This is a genomic window from Streptomyces sp. NPDC056479 (assembly GCF_042795335.1).
GTDB lineage: Bacteria > Actinomycetota > Actinomycetes > Streptomycetales > Streptomycetaceae > Streptomyces.
Map to the genome: position 1 here is coordinate 102052 of NZ_JBHTRZ010000007.1, position 23612 is coordinate 125663.

Consider the following 23612-nt stretch of genomic DNA (forward strand, 5'->3'; position numbering starts at 1 on the left):
GTGATACGGTTCACGAGAACCCCGGGACAGAGCCGAAGGACCGAAGTGCGACGGTCCACCGGCGTGAGGTTCTCTCATCCCCCGGGACTACGCTCGTCCATGACGACACCCTGCCCCCACCGTGAAAGCGGAGTTGCCGCCATGCCGTCCAATGACGCCCGCACCCTGCTCCAGGCCGCTGTACCCACAGTCGTCGCCGGCGCGATTGCCGCCGTCGTCAGTGGAGTGGTCGCCGGTGGCAAGGGGGCGATCGGGGCGGTGGTCGCGACGGTGGTGGTGATCCTGTTCATGGGACTCGGCCTCTACGTTCTTCAGCGCACTGCCAAATCGCTTCCGCATCTGTTCCAGGCAATGGGTCTGATGCTGTACGCGGCGCAGATCCTGCTGCTGTTCATCTTCATGGCCGCGTTCCAGAACACGACGCTGTTCAACCCGCGGGTCTTCGCGTTCACGCTGCTCGGCACCACCCTCGTGTGGATCGCCATGCAGACGCGTGCCCACATGAAGGCCAAGATCCTCTACGTAGAACCCGATTCGGACGCCTCCTCGAAGGACGGCAGGTCCGAAAAGACGGGGCACTCGTCGTGAGGGGTAGGGGCGGGATAAAGGCGCTCGAGAAGTCCTGCTATCGTCCGGTGCCAACTGCGGCATCGCGGGCGCGGGCATCTGAGCTGACGCCTGCTCAATCGCGAGGCGAGATGCCCCACAGCCGCCCCCACATCCGTAACACCAGTCCCGTGCCGAACCGCGGCTGCGCGCCGCGCCGACACAACGAGGTTGCCGTACCTATGCGCCACGCTGAAGGAGCCCGCGGTGAGTGCTGACCCGACGCAGGTGCTCGCCTTCGAGACCGACTGCCACATCTTCGACGGCTGTGGCTTCCCGGCTCCCGGCCTGCACTCGTTCCTGTTCGAGCCCCTCTGGGGCGACGGAACCAGCAACGTGTACTTCGACAAGACGATGTTGCTGGCGCTGCTCGGCTCCGTCGTCATCATCGGCTTCTTCTGGGCGGCATTCCGCAAGCCGCAAGTCGTCCCGGGCAAGCTGCAGATGGTGGCCGAGGCCGGTTATGACTTTGTCCGGCGCGGGATCGTCTACGAGACGATCGGTAAGAAGGAAGGCGAGAAGTACGTACCGCTGATCGTCTCGCTGTTCTTCTTCGTCTGGATGATGAATCTCTGGTCGATCATCCCGATCGCCCAGTTCCCGGTCACAGCGATCATCTCGTACCCGGTAGGCCTGGCGCTGATCGTCTATGTTCTGTGGGTCTCGCTGACCTTCAAGCGTCACGGTTTCGTTGGTGCCCTCAAGAACTTCACCGGCTATGACAAGTCGCTCGGCCCGGTCCTGCCGCTGGCCATGCTGATCGAGTTCTTCTCGAACCTGCTCGTCCGGCCGTTCACGCACGCGGTGCGACTCTTCGCGAACATGTTCGCCGGTCACACACTGCTGCTCCTCTTCACGATCGCCAGCTGGTACCTGCTGAACGGCATCGGGATCGCCTATGCGGGTGTCTCGTTCATCATGGTCATCGTCATGACGGCCTTCGAGCTGTTCATCCAGGCACTGCAGGCGTACGTCTTCGTGCTTCTGACCTGCACCTTCATTCAGGGCGCGCTCGCCGAGCACCACTGAGCGCCCGCCCCTCTCCACCCCCGCAGACGTCCGGTGGCCAACCCCCACCGGTCCGTACAGAAAAGGAAGAACTGGCATGTCCCAGACCCTTGCCGCTGTTTCCGGCTCGCTCGGCTCCATCGGCTACGGCCTTGCTGCCATTGGTCCCGGCGTCGGCGTCGGCATCATCTTCGGTAACGGCACCCAGGCCCTGGCCCGTCAGCCCGAAGCTGCCGGCCTGATCCGCGCCAACCAGATCCTCGGCTTCGCCTTCTGTGAGGCGCTCGCCCTCATCGGTCTGGTCATGCCGTTCGTCTACGGCAAGTGATCTGCGGATCCACAACCAGCCGACTAGACGAAAGGCATTGATATGAGCCAGCTGCTCGTTCTGGCGGTCGAGGAGTCCGAGAACCCCCTCGTCCCGCCGATCCCCGAGCTTGTCATCGGCCTGATCGCCTTCGTCATCGTCTTCGGCTTCCTCGCCAAGAAGCTGCTCCCGAACATCAACAAGGTTCTGGAAGAGCGTCGCGAGGCCATCGAGGGCGGTATCGAGAAGGCCGAGGCCGCGCAGACCGAGGCCCAGAGCGTTCTGGAGCAGTACAAGGCCCAGCTCGCCGAGGCCCGGCACGAGGCCGCGCGTCTGCGCCAGGAGGCCCAGGAGCAGGGCGCCGCACTCATCGCCGAGATGCGTGCGGAAGGCCAGCGGCAGCGCGAGGAGATCGTCGCCGCCGGTCACTCGCAGATCGAGGCCGACCGCAAGGCCGCGTCGTCCACGCTGCGTCAGGACGTCGGCAAGCTCGCCACCGACCTGGCCGGCAAGCTCGTCGGTGAGTCCCTCGAGGACCACGCCCGGCAGAGCCGCGTGATCGACCGCTTCCTCGACGACCTCGAGGAGAAGGCCGAGGCGGGACGATGAACGGAGCGAGCCGCGAGGCCCTGGCAGCCGCACGCGAGCGACTCGACGCGCTGACGGACAACACGTCCGTGGACGCCGGACGGCTCGCCGAAGAGCTGGCCGCCGTCACCGCGCTGCTCGACCGCGAGGTGTCGCTGCGTCGGGTCCTCACCGACCCGGCGCAGGCCGGTGAGGCCAAGGCCGAGCTGGCCCAGCGCCTGCTCGGCGGCCAGGTCGGCGGCGAGGCCACCGACCTGCTGGCCGGCATGGTGCGTTCCCGCTGGTCGCAGTCCCGCGACCTGGTGGACGCGCTGGAGGAGCTGGCGAGCACCGCCGACCTCACCGCCGCGCAGAAGTCGGGCACGCTCGACGACGTCGAGGACGAGCTGTTCCGGTTCGGCCGGATCGTCTCCTCCAGCACCGACCTGCGGGCCGCGCTGACCGACCGCACCGCCACCACCTCGGCCAAGAGCGAGCTGCTGCGCAGCCTGCTCGGCGGCCGGGCGAAGGCGACCACCGAGCGTCTGGTGACGCGTCTTGTGACCGCGCCGCGTGGACGTAGCCTGGAGTCGGGACTGGAGTCCCTGTCCAAGCTCGCCGCCGAGCGCCGGGACCGCATGGTGGCAGTCGTCACCTCGGCGGTGCCGCTGAGCGACGGGCAGAGGCAGCGCCTGGGCGCCGCGCTCGCCAAGCTCTACGGCCGCCAGATGCACCTCAACCTCGACGTGGACCCCGAGGTCGTCGGTGGCATCCGGGTGCAGGTCGGCGACGAGGTCATCAACGGCTCGATCGCGGACCGCATCGAGGACGCCGGCCGCCGACTGGCGGGCTAACAGCAACTTCATAGCAGTACGTACTTACGACGGCCCATGTTGGGCCGTGCAGAGGATTCACCTCTTTCAGGGGGGAGTCCCCATCCCCCCAAGTGAAACTTCGGGCCCAACAAGGAGAGCAGGGAACCCAGATGGCGGAGCTCACGATCCGGCCGGAGGAGATCCGGGACGCGCTGGAGAACTTTGTCCAGTCGTACAAGCCGGACGCGGCCTCGCGCGAGGAGGTCGGTACGGTCACCCTTGCCGGCGACGGCATCGCGAAGGTCGAGGGCCTGCCCTCGGCCATGGCCAACGAACTGCTGAAGTTCGAGGACGGCACCCTCGGACTCGCGCTCAACCTGGAAGAGCGCGAGATCGGCGCCGTCATCCTCGGTGAGTTCAGCGGCATCGAGGAGGGTCAGCCGGTCTCTCGTACCGGTGAGGTCCTCTCCGTGGCCGTCGGCGAGGGCTACCTCGGCCGCGTCGTCGACCCGCTCGGAAACCCGATCGACGGCCTCGGCGAGATCGAGACGTCCGGCCGCCGCGCGCTGGAGCTTCAGGCTCCGGGCGTCATGGCCCGTAAGTCGGTGCACGAGCCGATGGAGACCGGCTACAAGGCCGTCGACGCGATGACCCCGATCGGCCGTGGCCAGCGTCAGCTGGTCATCGGTGACCGCCAGACCGGCAAGACCGCCCTGGCCGTCGACACGATCATCAACCAGCGCGACAACTGGCGCACCGGCGACCCGAACAAGCAGGTCCGCTGCATCTACGTCGCCATCGGTCAGAAGGGCTCGACGATCGCGTCGGTCCGCGGCGCGCTGGAGGAGAACGGCGCGCTGGAGTACACGACCATCGTCGCCGCCCCGGCGTCCGACCCGGCCGGCTTCAAGTACCTGGCGCCGTATACCGGTTCGGCCATCGGCCAGCAGTGGATGTACGAGGGCAAGCACGTCCTCATCATCTTCGACGACCTCTCGAAGCAGGCCGACGCCTACCGCGCCGTGTCTCTGCTGCTGCGCCGCCCGCCGGGCCGTGAGGCCTACCCGGGTGACGTCTTCTACCTGCACTCCCGTCTGCTGGAGCGCTGCGCGAAGCTCTCCGACGACATGGGCGCCGGTTCGATGACGGGTCTGCCGATCGTCGAGACCAAGGCCAACGACGTCTCGGCGTTCATCCCGACCAACGTCATCTCCATCACCGACGGCCAGTGCTTCCTGGAGTCGGACCTGTTCAACGCCGGTCAGCGCCCCGCGCTGAACGTCGGTATCTCCGTCTCCCGAGTCGGTGGTTCCGCGCAGCACAAGGCGATGAAGCAGGTCTCCGGTCGTCTCCGTCTGGACCTGGCCCAGTACCGCGAGCTGGAGGCGTTCGCCGCCTTCGGTTCCGACCTGGACGCCGCGTCGAAGGCCCAGCTGGAGCGTGGTTCGCGTCTGGTCGAGCTGCTCAAGCAGGCTCAGTACCAGCCGATGGCCACCGAGGACCAGGTCATCTCGGTCTGGGGTGCCACCACCGGCAAGATGGACGACGTTCCGGTCGCCGACATCCGCCGCTTCGAGAAGGAGCTCCTGGAGTACCTGCACCGCAAGGAGCAGGGCCTCATGACCTCCATCAAGGAGGGCGGCAAGATGTCGGACGACACCCTCACCGCTGTTGCCGACGCGATCGCCGACTTCAAGAAGCAGTTCGAGACCTCGGACGGCAAGCTTCTCGGCGAGGACGCCCCGGCCTCGGCCAAGTGACGTAAGGAAGGGACCTGACTCATGGGAGCCCAGCTCCGGGTCTACAAGCGTCGCATCCGATCCGTCACCGCGACCAAGAAGATCACCAAGGCGATGGAGATGATCGCCGCCTCGCGTGTCGTCAAGGCACAGCGCAAGGTGGCGGCCTCCACGCCGTACGCGACCGAGCTCACCCGCGCGGTCACGGCGGTCGGTACCGGCTCGAACACCAAGCACCCGCTGACCACGCAGGCCGAGACGGTCACGCGGTCCGCGGTGCTGCTCCTGACGAGCGACCGGGGTCTCGCCGGCGCCTTCAACTCGAACGCCATCAAGATCGCGGAGCAGCTGACCGCGCGTCTGGAGCGCGAGGGCCAGGAGGTCGAGATCTACATCGTCGGCCGCCGTGGTGTCGCCCACTACAACTTCCGTGAGCGCAAGATCGCGGAGTCGTGGAGCGGCTTCACCGACGAGCCGTCGTACGCGGACGCCAAGAAGGTCGCGGCTCCGCTGATCGAGGCGATCGAGAAGGACACGGCCGAGGGCGGCGTGGACGAACTCCACATCGTCTTCACCGAGTTCGTCTCGATGATGACGCAGACGGCTCTTGACGACCGTCTGCTGCCGCTCAGCCTCGAAGAGGTCGCGAAGGAGGCTGCCCCCAAGGGCGAGATCCTTCCGCTGTTCGACTTCGAGCCCTCGGCGGAGGACGTCCTCGACGCCCTGCTGCCGCGCTACGTGGAGAGCCGTATCTACAACGCGCTGCTCCAGTCGGCCGCCTCCAAGCACGCCGCCACGCGGCGGGCGATGAAGTCGGCAACCGACAACGCGGGAGAGCTCATCGAGACGCTCTCGCGGCTTGCCAACGCGGCCCGCCAGGCCGAAATCACCCAGGAAATCAGCGAGATCGTCGGTGGCTCCGCAGCCCTGGCCGACGCGACCGCGGGGAGTGACAGGTAATGACGACGACAGTTGAGACGGCCGTTGCCACGGGCCGCGTCGCCCGGGTCATCGGCCCGGTCGTCGACGTGGAATTCCCCGTCGACGCCATGCCGGAGATCTACAACGCGCTTCACGTCGAGGTGGCCGACCCGGCCAAGGACGGCGAGAAGAAGACGCTGACCCTGGAGGTCGCCCAGCACCTGGGTGACGGCCTGGTCCGCACGATCTCGATGCAGCCCACCGACGGTCTGGTCCGCCAGGCCCCGGTCACCGACACCGGTGCCTCCATCACGGTGCCCGTCGGCGACTTCACCAAGGGCAAGGTGTTCAACACCCTCGGTGAGGTGCTGAACGTCGACGAGAAGTACGACGGCGAGCGCTGGGGCATCCACCGCAAGGCCCCGAACTTCGACGAGCTCGAGTCGAAGACCGAGATGTTCGAGACCGGCGTCAAGGTCATCGACCTTCTCACCCCGTACGTCAAGGGTGGAAAGATCGGTCTGTTCGGCGGTGCCGGCGTCGGCAAGACGGTGCTCATCCAGGAGATGATCTACCGCGTCGCCAACAACCACGACGGTGTCTCCGTGTTCGCCGGTGTCGGTGAGCGCACCCGTGAGGGCAACGACCTCATCGAGGAGATGGCCGAGTCGGGCGTCATCGACAAGACCGCCCTGGTCTTCGGTCAGATGGACGAGCCCCCGGGCACCCGTCTGCGCGTGGCCCTCGCCGGTCTGACCATGGCGGAGTACTTCCGCGATGTGCAGAAGCAGGACGTGCTGTTCTTCATCGACAACATCTTCCGCTTCACGCAGGCCGGTTCCGAGGTCTCGACCCTGCTCGGCCGTATGCCCTCCGCGGTGGGTTACCAGCCGAACCTGGCCGACGAGATGGGTCTCCTCCAGGAGCGCATCACCTCGACCCGTGGTCACTCGATCACCTCGATGCAGGCGATCTACGTCCCCGCGGACGACCTGACCGACCCGGCCCCGGCCACCACGTTCGCCCACCTCGACGCGACGACGGTTCTGTCCCGTCCGATCTCCGAGAAGGGCATCTACCCGGCCGTGGACCCGCTGGACTCCACGTCCCGGATCCTGGACCCGCGCTACATCGCGGCGGACCACTACAACACCGCCATGCGCGTCAAGGGGATCCTGCAGAAGTACAAGGACCTCCAGGACATCATCGCCATCCTCGGCATCGACGAGCTCGGCGAGGAGGACAAGCTGGTCGTCCAGCGTGCCCGCCGTGTCGAGCGCTTCCTGTCCCAGAACACCCACGTCGCCAAGCAGTTCACGGGCGTGGACGGTTCGGACGTGCCGCTGGACGAGTCGATCACCGCGTTCAACGCGATCATCGACGGTGACTTCGACCACTTCCCGGAGCAGGCCTTCTTCCTCTGCGGTGGTATCGAGGACCTGAAGAAGAACGCGAAGGAGCTGGGCGTCTCCTGACGCACCGGTGCTTGTGAGCCATTGAGCTCTGATGAGGGGGCGGGGGTTCGTCCCGCCCCCTCATCCACGCCTACTAGACTTGTAACCAACACCCGGCAGAACCCGCCGGGTGGTGACCCGAGGAGCCACCTTGGCTGCTGAGCTGCACGTCGCGCTGGTCGCCGCCGACCGTGAGGTCTGGTCGGGCCAGGCCACCCTGGTCGTCGCGCGGACCACGTCCGGCGACATCGGCGTCATGCCCGGTCACCAGCCGCTGCTCGGTGTGCTGGAGTCGGGCCCGGTGACCATCCGTATGAGTGATGGTGGAACCGTGATCGCCGCGGTGCACGGCGGTTTCATCTCGTTCGCGGACGACAAGCTGTCGCTGCTGGCCGAGATCGCCGAACTGTCGGACGAGATCGATGTCCAGCGCGCGGAGCGGGCGCTGGAGCGCGCGCAGTCCGACGACGACGCCTCCGCCGAGCGCCGCGCGGAGGTCCGTCTGCGGGCGGCGACGGCGCGCTGACCCACGGGGTCACCTCTCGGGCCCTTTAGGCTCTGGGGGAGCGCACGCGATGACGTCACTCAGCCGCGGCTGGGACCGGAGCAATCCGGTGCCGGTCGCGGCTGAGGCAGATATGGAAGTTTTTTCCGTTCCGTTACCTAGGAGACGAGGAGGTCGGTGTCGATGGTCCTCGCTCTGACTGTGTGCGGAATCGTTGTCGCCCTGGTGGTGCTGGGACTGTTCGTCTTCGGTCTGCGCCGCAGACTCATCCAGCGCTCCGGTGGCACCTTCGACTGTTCCCTGCGCTGGGACGTGCCGGAGAAACCCGATACCAACGGCAAGGGCTGGAGCTACGGCGTCGCCCGCTACAACGGCGACCGTATCGAGTGGTACCGCGTCTTCTCCTACGCCTACCGTCCGCGCCGCATCCTGGAGCGCTCCGCGATCGAGGTGGCCGGCCGCCGGGTGCCCGACGGCGAGGAGGAGCTGGCGCTGCTCTCCGACGCGGTGATCCTCACCTGTCTGCACCGGGGCACGCGCCTCGAACTCGCCATGAGCGAAGACGCGCTGACCGGATTTCTCGCGTGGCTTGAGGCAGCCCCGCCCGGACAGCGAGTGAATGTGGCGTAGCCACATTCACTCGCTGGGTGAGGGTCCCCCTGGACGAAGTCTGGGGGAGCGTCAATGTCGCTTAGTACGCCTGTTAGTTGAGCCCGTTGTTGATGGCCGTCACCAGCTCACCGTTGCCGGTGTCGCCGCTGAACTCCCAGAAGAACGCGCCGCCCAGGCCCTGGTTCTTGGCCCAGGTCATCTTCCCGGCGATCGTCGACGGGGTGTCGTAGGACCACCAGTTGTTGCCGCAGTACGCGTACGCCGTGCCGGCGATGGTGCCGTTCGCCGGGCAGGAGTTCTTCAGGACCTTGTAGTCCTCGATGCCGGCCTCGTAGGTGCCGGGAGCCGCACCGGTCGCCGAGCCGCCGGGGGCGGCCTGGGTGACGCCGGTCCAGCCGCGGCCGTAGAAGCCGATGCCGAGCAGCAGCTTGGCGGACGGGACGCCCTTCGACTTCAGCTTGGCGATCGCGTCGGCCGAGTTGAAGCCCGCCTGCGGGATCCCGGCGTACGACGTGAGCGGCGAGTGCGGCGCCGTCGGGCCCTGCGCGTTGAAGGCACCGAAGTAGTCGTACGTCATCACGTTGTACCAGTCGAGGTACTGGGAGGCGCCACCGTAGTCGGCCGCGTCGATCTTGCCGCCGGAGGAGCCGTCGGCGGTGATGGCCGCGGTGACCAGGTAGTTGGAGCCGAACTCCGTGCGCAGCGCGGACATCAGGGTCCTGAAGGCCGCGGGGCCGGAGGTGTCGCAGGTCAGGCCGCAGGCGTTGGGGTACTCCCAGTCGATGTCGATGCCGTCGAAGACATCGGCCCAGCGCGGGTCCTCCACGACGGCCTTGCAGGACTTGGCGAACGCCGTCGCGTTGGCCGCCGCCTGGCCGAAGCCGCCGGAGTAGGTCCAGCCGCCGAAGGAGTACAGCACCTTGATGTGCGGGTACTTCGCCTTCAGCTGGCGCAGTTGGTTGAAGTTGCCGCGCAGCGGCTGGTCCCAGGTGTCGGCGGTGCCGCTGACGGACTGGTCGGCGGTGTACGCCTTGTCGTAGGCGGCGTAGGTGTCGTCGACGGTGCACTGACCGTTCTTGACGTTGCCGAACGCGTAGTTGATGTGGGTGATCTTCGACGCCGAGCCGGAGCTCACCAGGTTCTTGACGTGGTAGTTGCGGCCGTAGACGCCCCACTCGGTGAAGTAGCCGAGCTTGACCTTGTCGCCGGTGGGCGGCGGGTCGGTGGTGCCGCCGGTGGTGCGCACCGCGCGGGCGCCGCTGACCGGGCCCGTCTGGTCGGCGGTGTCGCGGGCCTGGACGGTGTAGGAGTAGTCGGTGCCGGCGGTCAGGCCGGAGTCGGAGTACGACGTGGTCGTGACGGTCGCGACCTTGGCGCCGTCGCGCAGGACGTCGTAGTTCTTGATGCCCTTGTCGTCGGTGGCGGCGCTCCAGGACAGCTTCACCGAGGTGTTGGTGATGTCGGAGGCGCTGGGGGTGCCCGGCGCGCTCGGGGCGCTGTCGCCGGGTTCGGTGGTGCCGCCGTCACAACTGCCGCCGTTCAGCCTGCAGTTGGCGGGGGAGCCGGAGCCGGTGCCGTTGAAGCCGAAGGAGACGGAGGCGCCGGGCGCGAGGGTGCCGTTCCAGGACTTGTTCTTGGCGCTCCAGTGGGTGCCGGAGGAGGTGACGTCGGCGTCCCAGGCGGAGGTGACGGAGGTGCCGGAGGGGAAGTCCCACTCCACGTTCCAGGAGCTCAGGGACGTGGTGCCGGTGTTCTTCACCGTCCACTTGCCCTCGAAGCCGGAGCCCCAGTCCTGGGTCTTGGCGTAGGTGGCGGTGGCGGATGTCGCGGCTTCGGCCGGGCTCGCGAGGCCGACCAGACCGGCCAGCGGGAGCAGCAGGGTCGCGAACCCCGCCACGGCTCTGTGTCTGAAGCGCATGCTGCGCCTCCTTGTTGGGGAGTCAGGGGGCATGACTGAGCCTCACGCCCACTCATGGTGCGGTGAGAATAGAAAGGTCTGGACCACAGGTCAATAGGTCTGGACCACTTGACCATTGGCTCCCGGCGTGCCCCGGACTCGGACCGTCAGATCCCCAACTCCTGCGCCAGTACGGCCGCTTGGACCCGGCTGCGCAGCTCCAGCTTCCCCAGCAGCCGACTGACATGGGTCTTCACGGTCGCCTCGGCCATGGTCAGCCGGGCCGCGATGTCGGCGTTGGACATGCCTTCCCCCAGGCAGGACAGCACCTCGCGCTCGCGGCGGGTGAGGCTGTCCAGGACGGACGGGTCGGCCGTCGTCTCCCGTACGGGCTTCGCGGCGAACTCCGCGATCAGACGCCGGGTGACGGCCGGGGCGATCAGGCCCTCGCCGCGCGCGACCGTACGCACCGCCGCCAGCAGGTCCTTGGCCTCGGTGTTCTTGAGCAGGAATCCGGACGCGCCCGCCCGCAGCGCCCCGAACACATATTCGTCGAGGTCGAAGGTGGTCAGCACGAGCACATCCGCGAGCCGCTCCCCGACGACCTGCCGGGTGGCGGACACCCCGTCCAGGCGCGGCATCTGAATGTCCATCAGGACCAGATCGGGCCTGAGCTCCCGGGCCCGCTCCACCGCCTGCTCCCCGTCCGCAGCCTCGCCGACGACCTCGATGTCGGGCGCGCTGCGCAGGATGAGGACCAGCCCGGCGCGGACGGCGGACTGGTCCTCGGCGACGAGGACGCGGATCATGCGGGGTCTCCTTCGGCCGTGTTGTTGACGGGGAGGGCGGCGCGCACGGACCAGACCTTGCCGTCGGGCGAGTCCTCCGGGCCGGCCTCGAAGATGCCGTCCAGCAGCGCCACCCGTTCCCGCATGCCGACCAGACCGGCGCCCGAGCCGGGGGCACGCGGGCCGTCACGGTCGCCGTACGGGCTGGTCACGGAGACGGTGAGCGAGCCGTTCCGGCGGGCGAGGGACACGGTGACCCGGCCCGGCCCGGCGTGCTTGAGGGCGTTGGTCAGTGACTCCTGGACGATGCGGTAGGCGGCGAGTTCGACGGGGGTGGGGACGGTGCCGTGGTCCGCGTCGAGGTGGACGTCGAGGCCGTTGGTGCGGGCGCCCTCGACCAGTGCGTCCAGGCCGTCGAGCGTGGGGGCGGCGACCGGCTCGGCGTCGCCGCTGGAGTCGCGCAGGATGCCGATGAGCCGGCGCATCTCGGCGAGGCCCTCGACGCTGTTCTCGCGGATGACCGTCAGGGCGTCCCGGGAGGTCTTCGGGTCGTCGAGGGAGAGCGCGGCGGTGGAGTGGATGGCGATGGCGGAGAGGTGGTTGGCGACCATGTCGTGCAACTCGCGTGCCATGCGCGAGCGTTCCGACGTCACGGCCTGCGCACGGTCCATCTCGGCGAGCAGCGCGGTCTGTTCGGCGCGCAGCCGGGCGGCCTCGGCGGCGTCGCGGTGGTTGCGCACGATCCAGCCCGTGGCGGCGGGCCCGTACGCCACGACTCCGACGACCACGCCGATCAGCAGGGCCTCGGGTTTACGCCACACCGCGAACGGCACCAGTGTCGCGGCCACCGTGAGCAGGCCGGTGATCCACTGGATACGGCGGGCCGAGGCGAGCGGGCCGTAGAGCACGGCCGCGTAGACGATGTCGGTGAACATCAGGACCGTGGCCAGATTGCCCTGCGTCACGACGTCCGCGCAGATCGCGACCGAGCCGGTCAGCAGGGCTGTGCGCGGGGCCGCCCGGCGCAGCAGCTCGCAGCAGGCCATGACGCCGAGCGGCACCAGGATCGGCCAGGGGCCGTCGAAGAGCGTGATCGGATCGTCGGCGGGCCGGGTGCCCAGGCCGATGCCCACCAGCAGCACGCCGCCGAGCAGCCCGCCGACAGCGATGTACACGTCGAAGCGGCGCGGGCGGGGGAGGAGCATGGCTCCATCCAACACGGTGTGCCCGGTCCGCGCCTGATTCCCGGGAAGGGTCCTGGACTGCATCCTTCGATGTACCGCGAGTTCGTCAGTGGCGACGACGAAAGCGGCCGGTCCCGACGGAAGCCTGGAAGGGTGACCGAAGGGAGCAAGTTGTGATCGTCGCCCTCATCATCGCCTGCGAGGTCGGATTCTGGGTGCTGCTGGCGCTGGGCCTCGCCGTCCGCTACCTGCTGAAGTGGCGCCGTACGAGCGTGGTGCTGCTGCTGTGCGAGCCGGTGCTGGAGCTGGTGCTCTTCGTGGCGACGGCGGTGGACCTGAAGAACGGCGCCGAGCCGGGCTGGGAGCACGGCCTGGCCGCGCTCTACATCGGCTACACCGTTGCGTACGGCCACTACACGATCCGCTGGCTGGACGGCCACGCCGCGCACCGCCTGGCCGGTGCCCCGCGCCCGCCCAAGCCTCCGCAGTACGGCATGGCGCGGGCCCGGCACGAGGGCCGGCTGTGGCTTCGTACGCTGCTCGCGGCGGCCGTGGCCTGTGCACTTCTCCAGGGCGCGGTCTGGTACGTCGGGGACGGTGACACCTCGTCCCTGCGGTCGTTCCAGTGGGCGGCACTGCGTGCGGCGGGCATCCATGGCCTGGTCGCGCTGGCCTACCTGATCTGGCCGAAGCAGCCGAAGGGCGAGCCTGGGCCCGTCGACCGGCTCGCCACGTCCAAGGAGCGGGCCCGGCGATGAGTGTCCGGCGCCGCGCGGGATGTGCCACGACTGGCCGTCGATCATCGGCGGGCCCGTCGTGGCTGGTCGCGCAGTTCCCCGCGCCCTTTGGGGCGCGTCTCCGCCAGGGCCGCCTAGCGCTCCCCGCCCGGCACCCACAGCACGTCCCCGACCTCCTTGTTCGCCGTCCTCGCCAGGATGAACAGGAGGTCGGACAGGCGGTTGAGGTAGGTCGCGGTCAGGGCGTTCATCGTCTCGCCGTGGGTCTCCAGGGCCGACCAGGTCGAGCGCTCGGCCCGGCGGACGACCGTGCAGGCCTGGTGGAGGAGGGCCGCGCCCGGGGTGCCGCCGGGCAGGATGAAGGAGCGGAGCTTCTCCAGCTGCTCGTTGAAGCGGTCGCAGTCCGCCTCCAGCTTGTCGATGTAGAACTGCTCCACCCGCAGCGGCGGGAACTCCGGGTTCTCCACCACCGGCGTCGACAGGTCCGCGCCCACGTCGAACAGGTCGTTCTGCACCCGGGTGAGGACCTTGACGACCTCCTCGTCCAGCCCGCCCAGCGCGATCGCCGTGCCGATCACCGCGTTCGCCTCGTTGGCGTCGGCGTACGCCGAGATCCGCAGATCGGTCTTGTCGACCCGGCTCATGTCGCCGAGGGCGGTCGTGCCCTGGTCGCCGGTCCTGGTGTAGATGCGCGTCAGATTGACCATGCGACCAGCGTAGTTACGCCCCGGCCGTTCGGAACACGCGTGTGCCGACCGTCACGGCAAGTGCCGCGAAGGCGAGGGCCACCAGGACGCCGTACAGCATGTGCGCCGTGGCGTACGAGCCGATGTACGCGTCCCGCACCGCGTCCACCAGATAGCGGAACGGGATGAAGTGGGACAGCACGTCCAGCCACGTCGGACCCAGGGTCATCGGGAGCATCAGGCCCGACAGCAGCATCATCGGCATCGTCATGGCGTTGATCGCCGGGCCGAACTCCTGCGGGGTGCGGACCTTCATCGCGAGGGCGTACGACAGCGAGGCCAGCGACACCGTCAGCAGCGCGACGAACGCGAAGCCGATCAGCACGCCGGGCAGCGGAGCCCTGAGCCCCATCACCAGGGCCGCCAGCACGAGCAGCACCGCCTGGAACACGAACACCGTGGCGTCGCGCAGCACCCGGCCCAGCAGCAGCGCGAGCCGGCTGACGGGCGTCACCCGCATCCGCTCCACCACCCCCTGACCCTGCTCGATGATGACCGAGAAGCCCGCGAACGACGCCCCGAACAAGCCGAGTTGAAGCAGAAGCCCGGGGACGAGCACCTGCCAGGAGCTGCCCGTCCCGCCCAGTGGCAGATCCGTCAGCAGCGGGCCGAAGAACAGCAGATACAGCAGCGGCATCAGCACCCCGAAGAGCAGGGCGAAACGGGAGCGCAGGGACTGGCGGAGGTAGCGGCCGTAGATGAGGGCCGTGTCGTGCAGCAGCATCTTCGTGGGGTTCCTATACGGCTACGGGGGCGGAGTCGGCCGGGGTGGCGCTGCGGCCGGTGATGGCGAGGAAGGTGTCCTGGAGGGTCGCGTCGATCGAGCCGCCGTACTCCAGCTTCAGCGCGCCCGGCGTTCCCTCCGCCACGACCACGCCCTGGTCGACGACGACCAGGCGGTCGGCGAGCGCGTCCGCCTCGTCCAGGTAGTGCGTGGTGAGGAAGACGGTCGTGCCGTGCTCGTCGCGCAGACTCCGGATCAGGTCCCACAGGTCGGCCCGGCTGCCGGGGTCCAGTCCGGTCGTCGGCTCGTCGAGGAACAGCACCTTCGGGCGGTGTGTGAGCGCCATCGCGATGTCGAGCCGGCGCCGCTGGCCGCCGGACAGGGCGCCGGCCTTGCGGTCCAGGAGGCCGGTCAGGCCCAGGTCGCGGGCCAACTCCCCGGCGCGCTCGCTCGCTTGCGCCTTCGTCAGGCGGTACAGACGGCCTTGCGTCACCAGCTCCTCCCGCACGGTGATCTGCGGGTCCACCCCACCCGACTGCGCCACGTACCCGCACGCCCGGCGCACTCCCGCGGGGTCGGTCGCGAGATCGCGGCCCGCCACGGTGGCCGCGCCTCCGGTCGGTGCCAGCAGGGTCGTCAGCATCCGCAGGGTCGTCGTCTTGCCGGCCCCGTTCGGGCCCAGGAAGCCGAGGATCTCCCCCTCCCGAACGGTGAGGTCGATGCCGCGCACGGCCTCGACCGGGCCGAGCTTGGTCTGGAAGGTACGGGCCAGTCCGGCCGTACTGATGATGGGCATGGCCCCAGAAAAACAGAGTCTCTTAAATTTTGCAATGACTCCAAAATTTAAGAGAACCCATCAAAGCTAGGATGGGGTCATGGCGGAAGGGCTCAGGGAGCGGAAGAAGCGCGAGACGAGACAGCGGATCTCGGACATCGCGACGGGGCTGTTCCTGGAGCACGGCTTCGTGACCGTGACCATCGCGGAGGTGGCCGAGGCCGCCGACGTCTCCGTGAACACCGTCTACAACTACTTCCCGGCGAAAGAGGACCTCTTCTTCGACCGTTCCGCCGGCGTCGTCGAACAGCTCTCCCGCTGGGTGCGCGGCCGCGAGAAGGGGGAGTCGGCCGCCCGCGCCGTGCTGCGCGAACTGCGCGCCGAGGTCGAGGCGGTCTCGCCCCGGGTCGGACTCATGGAGGGCTACGACCGCTTCATGCGCTGCATCCATGAGGCGCCGCCGCTGCGCTCGCGGCTATGGAGCATGCAGCAGGAGATCCACGACCACCTGGAGGCGACCCTGCGCGAGGAGGCCGGCGCGGACGCCGCCGACCCGCTGCCGGGGCTGATCGCCGGTCAGATCGCGTGGATCCACCAGACCGTGTTCGTCCGCATCGGGCAGGAGATGGTCGCCGGGCGAAATCCGGGCAAAGTGTCACGTGAGGTGCTGGTCCTTCTCGACGACGTCGAGGAGCTGTTGAGCGAGAAGGTGCTCAACTACGCCGTCCGAGGCGCTCCATGACCCGTGCCGGTGTGATGTCCGTCAGATGAGACGTGACTCGCGTTACTAACCGGTCACACAGTGCCTCACGCCCGCTAAGGTCCGCCGAAGAGCAACGTAAACAGGGTGTAAGGCGTTTCAAAGGGGAGTCGCAACAGTGGCACGGAAGCTTGCCGTCATCGGCGCCGGCTTGATGGGTTCCGGGATCGCCCAGGTCTCCGCTCAGGCGGGCTGGGACGTCGTTCTGAGGGACGTCACCGACGAGGCGCTCACGCGTGGCACCGACGGTATCAAGGCGTCGTACGACAAGTTCGTCGGCAAGGGCAAGATGGAGGCGCACGACGCCGACGCGGCCCTCGCCCGGATCACCGCGACCACCGACCTGGACGCCGCCGCGGACGCGGACGTCGTCGTCGAGGCCGTCTTCGAGAAGCTCGAGGTCAAGCACGAGATCTTCCGCGCGCTCGACAAGATCGTGCGCGAGGACACCGTGCTCGCCTCCAACACCTCCGCCATCCCGATCACCAAGATCGCGGCGGCAACCGCGCACCCCGAGCGGGTCGTCGGCGTGCACTTCTTCTCACCGGTGCCGATGATGCAGCTCGTCGAGCTCGTCCGCGGCTACAAGACGAGCGACGAAACCCTCGCCACCGCGCGGGAGTTCGCCGAGTCCGTCGGCAAGACCTGCATCGTCGTCAACCGGGACGTCGCCGGCTTCGTCACCACCCGGCTGATCTCGGCCCTCGTCGTCGAGGCCACCAAGCTCTACGAGTCGGGCGTCGCCACCGCCGAGGACATCGACCTCGCCTGCAAGCTCGGCTTCGGTCACGCCATGGGTCCGCTTGCCACGGCGGACCTCACCGGCGTCGACATCCTGCTGCACGCCACCAGCAACATCTACACCGAGTCCCAGGACGAGAAGTTCGCCCCGCCGGAGCTGATGCGCCGGATGGTGGACGCGGGTGACATCGGCCGCAAGAGCGGGCAAGGCTTTTACAGCTACTGAGGTTTCGTAGACCACCGCACAGCCCCCCGACGCGTCACGCGATGGGGTGAATTCGGTATCGGTTCGCTTACAGACGGCAACCTCTGACCGCTCAACGCAGTCAGAGGTTGCATCACCGGCCGCAACGAAGACTCATAGCCAACACAGACACAGGCACATACACAGACAACACACCGCGGAGCACGAACGCACGCTTGGGGAGCGCATATGCACATCAGGGGCGACCACGCCGAGCTGGTCGTCGGGGGCCGCCTCGACGTCCGCAGCGCGGCGGACGCCCGTACGGTCCTGCACTCGGCCGTCGACGACGGAGTCGGCGATCTGGTGCTCGACCTGTCCGAGCTTGAGTTCTGGGACGCCACCGGACTCGGGGTGATCATGGGGGCCCATCGGCGGGCCGGCCGCTGCGGCCGGCGCCTGGTGCTGCGCGGCGTGCCGCCGCAGATGCAGCGGCTGCTGGTGGCCACCCGGCTGCACCGGATCCTGGCGATCGAGGGCGGCATCGGGGTGGAGTCACTGCCGCGGGTGTGACACCCGGAACGGGTGGGGCGCGACAGCCGGGCGTTCCGGCTGCGAAGCGCACGTCACGCACAATCCTCACGAGACTGTGATGTCTCGGGCGGCGCGGTACCCCGACCTGTCGTAGATACTGTGCGAAGGTTTAGGGTTCGGCTGCCCGCTGCCTAGACAAACCCCTTCGAGCGGGCCCGGACCAGAAGCGACAGCGCGGTGTGCAAAGGCCGGGAGGGGCCGCAAACAGCACACGACGCTTTTGGGGGGCTTGACCTATGGACCCGAACAACCGGGGACCCGAGGAGTACGGCCTTGACGCTGACGGCCAATCGTCGCGCCAGCGCCCGCCCAGGGATCCCCTCACACCCGACTTCGGACAGCACACGCCCGCACTCGCCCGTACGGTGCAACTGGTCTCGGGCGACTTCCTGCTCACCGTCAACCCCGTGGACGGCAGCGAGATCGAGGTCTGCCCGCCCGCGGAGCGGCCCGCACGTCCCGAGAAGCTGGCCCCGGCCGAACGCGCCGAGATCGACCGCGCCGCGAGGCCGCCGGTCCCGCCCGGGCCGACCCGTCCCGCGGAGCCGCTGCTGGCCCGCCAGGACGAGCGCGAACAGCTGGTACGGATGCTCGCCCGCGGCCGGTCCGTACGTCTCGTCGGTCCCCGGGGCGCCGGCCGCACCAGCCTGCTCGACCTCGTCGCCGACGACTGCGGGGACCTCGCGCCCGACGGCGTGATCCGCCTCACCGGCTTCCACCGCACGCCCGCCGATCTGCTGTACGACCTCTTCCACGCCGTATTCAGCGCGCCGCTGTACCGCCCGGATCGGGACGAACTGCTCTCCTGTGTGCGGGAGATCGGTGCCGTCGTCGTGCTGGACGACATCGAGTTCGGCGGCGCCGCGCTCGACGAGCTGCTGGACGCGACCCCCGAGTGCGCCTTCGTGATCGGCGCCACGCCCGAAGTGCCCGCCCCGTCCGCCGACTCCGGCATCGAGGAGGTCGCCCTCGAGGGTCTCGACCGCCCCGCGAGCATGGAGCTCCTGGAGCGCGGGATCGGCCGGGTCCTCACCGAGGACGAGGCCAACTGGGCCGGCGATCTGTGGTTCGAGTCCGAGGGCCTGCCGCTCAGGTTCGTCCAGGCCGGGGCGCTGCTGCGGCAGCGGGACCGGCTGCGGGCCGGGGCGGACGCCGTCGACGAGTACGGCGTCTTCGAGGACGCCTCGCCGGGCGACGCCCCCTTGGAGGCCTCGTACGAGACCGAGGGCGCCGGCGTGGAGACGCCCCTGCCGTCGCTCGGCGAGGCGGCCGGCCCGGCGCGGCTGCTCGCCTCCCGGCTCAGCGCGTCGGCCCGGGCCACCCTGAGGTTCGCGGTCGCGCTCGGCGGGGAGGTGCCGCACCAGGCGCATCTGCCCGCGCTGGTCGGTGACACCCATGCGGACGCCGCGCTGGGCGAGCTGGCCGACTGCGGGCTGGTCTCGCCGGTCGGCTCCCGCTACCGGCTCGCCGCCGGGGTGCAGGCCCAGCTGGAGGGCGCCGGATACGCCGAGGCGGCGCGGGACGACGCCCTCACCGCCGTCCGGCACTACGCCTGGTGGGCCGGGCACCCCTCGGTCACACCGGAGCGTGTGTCCGCCGAGGCCGACGCCGTGCTCGCCGCGCTGGGCGTGCTGGTGCCGGCCTCCCCCACTCTCGACTCCGCTCGAGCGGGGGGACCCCCATCACCGCCCGCAGAGGGTGAGGAGAGCCCGACCGTGCAGCTGGCCCGCACGGCGGCGCCCGCGTTCGCGGCGGGGCTGCACTGGGGCGCCTGGGAGCGGGCGCTGCGGGCGGGTGCCGAGGCCGCCCGTCTCGCCGGTGACGTCTCGGAACAGGCCTACTTCCACCACGAGTTGGGCATCCTCGCGCTCTGCGTCGACCAGCTGGACCGGGCCCGCGCCGAGCTGGAGACCTCCATCGGGCTGCGCGGCGCCCTCGCCGACAAGCGCGGCACCGTCGCCGGCCGGCGCGCCCTCGCGCTGGTCTCCGACCGCTCCGGAACGACGCCGGGAGTCGCCGCCTTCGCCGCCACGGCGGGGGAGGAGGTGCCGGACGCGAGGTACGAGGAGTCGCAGTCGCCGCCCGGTGGCGTGCCGGCCGTGTTCCCGCCCGCCGGGGACACCACGACGCTGGTCACCCACCAGGCGTCCGCGCCTTCGTCCTTCGGGGCCTCGCACAAGGGCCGCGGCGGCGTCCGGAGCTTCGCGCGGCGCAACCTCGTCGCGGCCGGCGCGGGCGCGCTGCTCGTGGCGGTGCTCGGCACGGTCGTGACGCTCGGGGCCACCTCCGACAACGACCCGAACGCCCCGTCCAACCAGGTCGGCGTCAACCCGTCCGCCAGCCAGGGCCCCGGGGACGACAGCCTGGGCGCGGACAAGGTGGAGAGCGACAAGGACAAGGGCTCCGGCGACACCGGTTCGGCGACCAGCCGGCCGACGGATCCGGGACCCGACGGCACCTACGGCACGTCGGACGACCCGACGCCGACGGTCGATCCGACGGATCCGTCGGACGACCCGAGCGGTACGCAGGGGCCGGGCGGCGGTCCATCGCACTCGCCGACCAAGCCACCGTCGTCGCCGACGAAGCCGCCGTCCTCCCCGACCAAGCCGCCGAGCCAGTCGCCGACGGACGATCCGACGCCTACCGATGAGCCGACGACTCAGGACCCGACACCGACGGACGAGCCGACGACTCAGGACCCGACGGACCCTCCGACCTCCTCGACCTCGGCCAGCGGCCCCGCCTCCTCCAGCCCGGCGGAGACCACCAGTTCGGCGAGCGCCCCGACGGCCACCGACGCGGACACCCCGAGCACCGGTGCGGATTCGCTGATCTGACCCACCGATCAGGACAAGAGAGGGCCGGGTCCGTCCGACGGACCCGGCCCTCGATGTCGTACGGCCGCAGGCGACCCGTCGGTCAGAACAACCGCAGCTTGTCGTCCTCGATGCCCCGCATCGCGTCGTAGTCGAGCACCTGGCAGCCGATGCCCCGGTCCGTCGCGAGGACGCGGGCCTGGGGCTTGATCTCCTGGGCCGCGAAGATGCCGCGCACCGGCGCGAGATGCGGATCCCGGTTCAGCAACTCCAGGTAGCGCGTGAGCTGTTCCACGCCGTCGATCTCGCCGCGCCGCTTGATCTCGACCGCGACCGTCTGTCCCTCAGCGTCCCGGCACAGGATGTCGACCGGGCCGATGGCCGTCATGTACTCGCGCCGGATGAGCGAGTAGCCCTCGCCCAGGGTCTCGATGCGGTCGGCGAGGAGCTCTTGGAGGTGCGCTTCCACGCCGTCCTTGATCAGACCGGGGTCCACACCCAGTTCGTGCGAGGAGTCATGGAGGATCTCCTCCATTGTGATGATCAGCTTCTCGCCCGCTTTGTTGGTGACCGTCCAGACGTCCTTCTGCTCGCCGTCCCCCTCCTTCAGCGTGCAGGGCGGCGACATCCAGTTGAGGGGCTTGTAGGCCCGGTCGTCCGCGTGGATCGAGACGCTTCCGTCCGCCTTGACCAGGATCAGACGGGGCGCCGAGGGCAGATGGGCGGTGAGCCGGCCCGCGTAGTCGACGGAGCATCGGGCAATGACGAGACGCATGGTCCGCAACGCTACTCGACGGGCCCATGTCTACGCGATCCGCCCTGGGGGAGTCCGTAACACCCCGGACTGCCCCTGTTCATTTCTGGCCGATTGTGCGCCTAACGAGGCCTGCCCATGTACGCATTCTCCTGGTGCCGTCACCGTCTGTTGCCTACCGTATTAAACGGGAGGTCGCGAGGCGTGTACACAGCGTGTCCGGTATCGCGAACTCCCGCATCTGTCCGGCAACCCCCGCTGCTTCGGGGGTGCGAGAGGAGAACCCATGTCGCTCGACGTCTCACCGGCCCTACTCGAACAGGCCGAGCGAGGCGAGGTCGACGAAGCCGCCTTCGTCGACTGCGTCCGGACCTCCCTGCCCTACGCATGGGAGATGATCAGCTCCCTGGTGGCCCAGCTGAAGGTCGACGGCGGTTCCTTCGCCGACAACCAGACGCCCCCGCCGGACGAGCAGGCACGTGGCCAGCTGCTGCGTGCGCTTGCGAGTGACGCGATACGCGGCGCGCTGCAGCGGCACTTCGGGGTGCGACTGGCCTTCCAGAACTGCCACCGGGTGGCGGTGTTCCCGCTTGACTCCTCGGTCGACGAGACGCTGGCTCGCTTCACCTCGGTGCGCAATCAGCTGCTGAACCAGTCCCCGGAGCTCAGGGACTGCTGACGCAGCCAGCCGCTTGCTTGCCGCTCCGTACGCGGGAGGTGCAATCAGTACTGGGGCGGCAAGCCCCCTGGCGAACCGAGGCCGTTGCGTACGCGCGGGGCGATTCAGCCGAGGTGCGGCAGCACTTCGGCGCCCAGCCGCCGTACGTTCTCCTCGGTCGCCGCCAGGTCGCCCGAGCCCTCGACGAGCAGGGCGAAGCGGGAGATCCCGGTCCGTTCGCTGGTCGCCGCCAGGCGGCCGGCGCACAGCCGCGGGGTGCCCACCGGGTGCAGCCCGCAGAGCAGTTCGGTGTATGCCAGCGGGTCGCGCATCGCGCGATGGCGGCCGTCCACCGTCACATGGGCCTCCAGGCCCTGGCGGAGCCAGCCCGGCATCGCTTTCGTGAGTGTCTCGACCGCCTCCGTGCGGCGGTCCGCGATCTGGCAGACGCCGGCCGACACATGGGCCGCGCCGAGGATCTCGTCCGCCGGACGCCCGCCCGCGCGCGCGTGCTCCCGCCACAGGGCGACCATCTCGGCCTTCTCCTCGTCGCCCACATGCATCCCGAGCAGCATCGGCAGCCCGCGCTCGGCCGCGAGGCGCACGCTCCGCGGAGAGGTGCAGGCGATGACGACCTCGGGCCCCTCGACGTCCGTGAGGCACTCCGACGGCCTTGGCACGACGGGGACTTCACGGAATCCGAACCGCTCACCGCCGGCCGCGACCGAGGGTTCGCGCAGCCAGCGCAGCAGCAGATCGAGTGATTCCGGGAACCCCTCCTCGTACGCCTTGAGGCCCTGCCCGAACACCTCCAGGTCGACCCACGGCCCGCCGCGCCCCACGCCCAGCGAGAAGCGCCCGCCGGAGGTGATGTGCAGCAGCGCGGCCTGCTCGCCGAGGGCCACCGGGTGGGCGGTGGGCAGCACGCTGACCGCCGTGCCGACCCGCAGCCGGCTGGTGCGGCCGAGCAGTAACGCGGCCAGGGTGATCGCGGACGGGCAGGTGCCGTACGGCACGAAGTGGTGCTCGGCCAGCCAGGCCGTGTCGAGCCCCGCCTCCTCGGCGACCTCGGCGGAGCGGACCGCCCGGTGCAGCGCCTCCCCGTCGCCCTGTCCCGGGAACCGGGCCGCCAACACGAAACTTCCTACGCGCATTGCTCTTTCCTGCTTCCTTGGCTCCGACGCGGAGCTCCCCCACAGGGCATAACCGTCTGACACGTGCCGAGGACACGGCTTGACGAAGAGATTTGCGGATTGTCGGGAGAATGCATTGCCGGAGTGAGGGACTTGTGGGGGTTGGTGCCGTACGGCTACCCCTGTCCGTGCCGCGTAGGCTGGACATGACCCGTGCATCCTGTATAGCCCCGTGAGGTGTTCCGTGTCCCCGCGTCGCAACCGACCGAAGGACTCCGGCCTGTCCGGCCACAGCGCCGAGGACGACCGGTCCGGCCGATACGGCGGCTGGCAGTCCACGGAGAACTGGCAGGGCGAGGACTGGAACGTACGGCATGTGGCGGGCGCGAGCGCGCAGGGCAAGGCCTACCGCTGCCCGGGCTGCGAGCAGCTGATCCCGGACGGCGTCCCGCACGTCGTCGCCTGGCCCGACCACGCGGGCGTCGACGACCGCCGCCACTGGCACAAGGCGTGCTGGAACGCGAAGGACCGCCGCACCATGCGGGTGCAGCGGTCCCGTAACGCGCCGAGGTTCTGAAGCCGGC

The 23612-nt window shown here is 69.2% G+C and carries 25 protein-coding genes; 17 read left to right on the forward strand and 8 right to left on the reverse strand.

Features of this window, described 5'->3' with window-relative positions; genetic code table 11:
* Positions 1-141: 141 nt before the first annotated feature.
* The 10 genes from ACFQ6S_RS26780 (at position 142) to ACFQ6S_RS26825 (ending at position 8552) form a co-directional block, all read left to right on the forward strand.
* Positions 142-588 (forward strand): hypothetical protein, encoded by a 447-nt coding sequence (locus ACFQ6S_RS26780; RefSeq protein WP_383414776.1) that lies wholly within the window; start codon positions 142-144, stop codon positions 586-588.
* A gap of 225 nt (positions 589-813) precedes the next feature.
* Entirely contained in the window at positions 814-1635 is an 822-nt protein-coding gene (gene atpB / locus ACFQ6S_RS26785) for a F0F1 ATP synthase subunit A (RefSeq protein ID WP_383414779.1), read from the forward strand.
* Positions 1636-1711: 76 nt separating this feature from the next.
* Positions 1712-1942, forward strand: coding sequence for an ATP synthase F0 subunit C (atpE, locus tag ACFQ6S_RS26790; protein ID WP_024884520.1), 231 nt, complete (start codon positions 1712-1714; stop codon positions 1940-1942).
* 42 nt (positions 1943-1984) lie between these two features.
* The gene (locus ACFQ6S_RS26795; protein ID WP_383414783.1) at positions 1985-2530 is read left to right on the forward strand and encodes a F0F1 ATP synthase subunit B; all 546 of its coding nucleotides are present in this window, start codon (positions 1985-1987) and stop codon (positions 2528-2530) included.
* Positions 2527-3342, forward strand: a complete 816-nt coding sequence (locus tag ACFQ6S_RS26800; protein ID WP_383414786.1) for a F0F1 ATP synthase subunit delta — start codon at positions 2527-2529, stop codon at positions 3340-3342. Before ACFQ6S_RS26795 ends, ACFQ6S_RS26800 begins: the two co-directional genes overlap by 4 nt.
* A gap of 131 nt (positions 3343-3473) precedes the next feature.
* Complete coding sequence (atpA, locus tag ACFQ6S_RS26805; RefSeq protein ID WP_383414788.1) at positions 3474-5063, forward strand: F0F1 ATP synthase subunit alpha; 1590 nt, start codon at positions 3474-3476, stop codon at positions 5061-5063.
* Between the two features lie 21 nt (positions 5064-5084).
* A complete protein-coding gene (locus ACFQ6S_RS26810; protein ID WP_383414791.1) occupies positions 5085-6002 on the forward strand; it encodes a F0F1 ATP synthase subunit gamma in 918 nt (305 codons plus the stop codon).
* Entirely contained in the window at positions 6002-7438 is a 1437-nt protein-coding gene (gene atpD, locus ACFQ6S_RS26815) for a F0F1 ATP synthase subunit beta (protein ID WP_383414794.1), read from the forward strand. Before ACFQ6S_RS26810 ends, atpD begins: the two co-directional genes overlap by 1 nt.
* Positions 7439-7568: 130 nt before the next feature.
* Positions 7569-7943, forward strand: a complete 375-nt coding sequence (locus tag ACFQ6S_RS26820) for a F0F1 ATP synthase subunit epsilon (protein WP_383414797.1) — start codon at positions 7569-7571, stop codon at positions 7941-7943.
* A 162-nt stretch (positions 7944-8105) separates the two neighbouring features.
* Entirely contained in the window at positions 8106-8552 is a 447-nt protein-coding gene (locus ACFQ6S_RS26825) for a DUF2550 domain-containing protein (protein ID WP_062717680.1), read from the forward strand.
* 73 nt (positions 8553-8625) lie between these two features.
* Here the strand turns inward: ACFQ6S_RS26825 and ACFQ6S_RS26830 are convergent, their stop codons facing one another.
* From ACFQ6S_RS26830 to ACFQ6S_RS26840, 3 genes are all read right to left on the reverse strand, one after another.
* Complete coding sequence (locus ACFQ6S_RS26830; RefSeq protein ID WP_383414801.1) at positions 8626-10452, reverse strand: glycosyl hydrolase family 18 protein; 1827 nt, start codon at positions 10450-10452, stop codon at positions 8626-8628.
* Positions 10453-10598: 146 nt separating this feature from the next.
* Positions 10599-11240 carry a response regulator gene (locus tag ACFQ6S_RS26835; protein ID WP_383414804.1) on the reverse strand — a complete coding sequence of 214 codons (642 nt, stop codon included), beginning with the start codon at positions 11238-11240 and terminating at the stop codon, positions 10599-10601.
* Positions 11237-12487: a sensor histidine kinase gene (locus ACFQ6S_RS26840; RefSeq protein WP_383414806.1), complete on the reverse strand. Its 1251-nt coding sequence runs from the start codon at positions 12485-12487 to the stop codon at positions 11237-11239. The genes ACFQ6S_RS26835 and ACFQ6S_RS26840 overlap by 4 nt, the downstream gene beginning before the upstream one ends.
* 89 nt (positions 12488-12576) lie before the next feature.
* Here ACFQ6S_RS26840 and ACFQ6S_RS26845 point away from each other — a divergent pair, with 89 nt between their 5' ends.
* Positions 12577-13161 carry a hypothetical protein gene (locus ACFQ6S_RS26845; protein WP_383414809.1) on the forward strand — a complete coding sequence of 195 codons (585 nt, stop codon included), beginning with the start codon at positions 12577-12579 and terminating at the stop codon, positions 13159-13161.
* Between the two features lie 113 nt (positions 13162-13274).
* Here the strand turns inward: ACFQ6S_RS26845 and ACFQ6S_RS26850 are convergent, their stop codons facing one another.
* From ACFQ6S_RS26850 to ACFQ6S_RS26860, 3 genes are read right to left on the reverse strand one after another with little or no spacing between them, the layout of a single operon-like run.
* On the reverse strand, positions 13275-13847 hold the full coding sequence (locus ACFQ6S_RS26850; protein ID WP_383414812.1) for a cob(I)yrinic acid a,c-diamide adenosyltransferase: 573 nt from the start codon (positions 13845-13847) through the stop codon (positions 13275-13277).
* Between the two features lie 13 nt (positions 13848-13860).
* Entirely contained in the window at positions 13861-14610 is a 750-nt protein-coding gene (locus tag ACFQ6S_RS26855) for an ABC transporter permease (RefSeq protein ID WP_383414815.1), read from the reverse strand.
* 13 nt (positions 14611-14623) lie between these two features.
* Positions 14624-15406: an ABC transporter ATP-binding protein gene (locus tag ACFQ6S_RS26860; protein ID WP_383414818.1), complete on the reverse strand. Its 783-nt coding sequence runs from the start codon at positions 15404-15406 to the stop codon at positions 14624-14626.
* Positions 15407-15485: 79 nt separating this feature from the next.
* On the opposite strand from ACFQ6S_RS26860, the gene ACFQ6S_RS26865 reads away from it, so the two are divergent.
* The 4 genes from ACFQ6S_RS26865 to ACFQ6S_RS26880 all read left to right on the forward strand — a co-directional run bounded on the left by ACFQ6S_RS26865 (position 15486) and on the right by ACFQ6S_RS26880 (position 20504).
* On the forward strand, positions 15486-16127 hold the full coding sequence (locus tag ACFQ6S_RS26865) for a TetR/AcrR family transcriptional regulator (RefSeq protein WP_383414820.1): 642 nt from the start codon (positions 15486-15488) through the stop codon (positions 16125-16127).
* Between the two features lie 136 nt (positions 16128-16263).
* Entirely contained in the window at positions 16264-17112 is an 849-nt protein-coding gene (locus ACFQ6S_RS26870) for a 3-hydroxyacyl-CoA dehydrogenase family protein (protein WP_383414822.1), read from the forward strand.
* Positions 17113-17319: 207 nt separating this feature from the next.
* Complete coding sequence (locus ACFQ6S_RS26875) at positions 17320-17643, forward strand: STAS domain-containing protein (RefSeq protein WP_019760944.1); 324 nt, start codon at positions 17320-17322, stop codon at positions 17641-17643.
* Between the two features lie 257 nt (positions 17644-17900).
* Entirely contained in the window at positions 17901-20504 is a 2604-nt protein-coding gene (locus ACFQ6S_RS26880) for an ATP-binding protein (RefSeq protein WP_383414825.1), read from the forward strand.
* Positions 20505-20586: 82 nt separating this feature from the next.
* Here the strand turns inward: ACFQ6S_RS26880 and nucS are convergent, their stop codons facing one another.
* A complete protein-coding gene (gene nucS / locus ACFQ6S_RS26885; RefSeq protein ID WP_383414828.1) occupies positions 20587-21258 on the reverse strand; it encodes an endonuclease NucS in 672 nt (223 codons plus the stop codon).
* A gap of 265 nt (positions 21259-21523) precedes the next feature.
* Here nucS and ACFQ6S_RS26890 point away from each other — a divergent pair, with 265 nt between their 5' ends.
* Positions 21524-21916: an SCO5389 family protein gene (locus ACFQ6S_RS26890; RefSeq protein ID WP_383414831.1), complete on the forward strand. Its 393-nt coding sequence runs from the start codon at positions 21524-21526 to the stop codon at positions 21914-21916.
* Positions 21917-22020: 104 nt separating this feature from the next.
* Here ACFQ6S_RS26890 and ACFQ6S_RS26895 read toward each other — a convergent pair whose 3' ends face one another.
* A complete protein-coding gene (locus ACFQ6S_RS26895) occupies positions 22021-23049 on the reverse strand; it encodes an LLM class flavin-dependent oxidoreductase (RefSeq protein WP_383414833.1) in 1029 nt (342 codons plus the stop codon).
* 223 nt (positions 23050-23272) lie between these two features.
* Between ACFQ6S_RS26895 and ACFQ6S_RS26900 the strand changes: the two genes are divergently transcribed.
* Positions 23273-23605, forward strand: a complete 333-nt coding sequence (locus ACFQ6S_RS26900) for an ATP/GTP-binding protein (RefSeq protein ID WP_383414836.1) — start codon at positions 23273-23275, stop codon at positions 23603-23605.
* Positions 23606-23612: the final 7 nt, after the last annotated feature.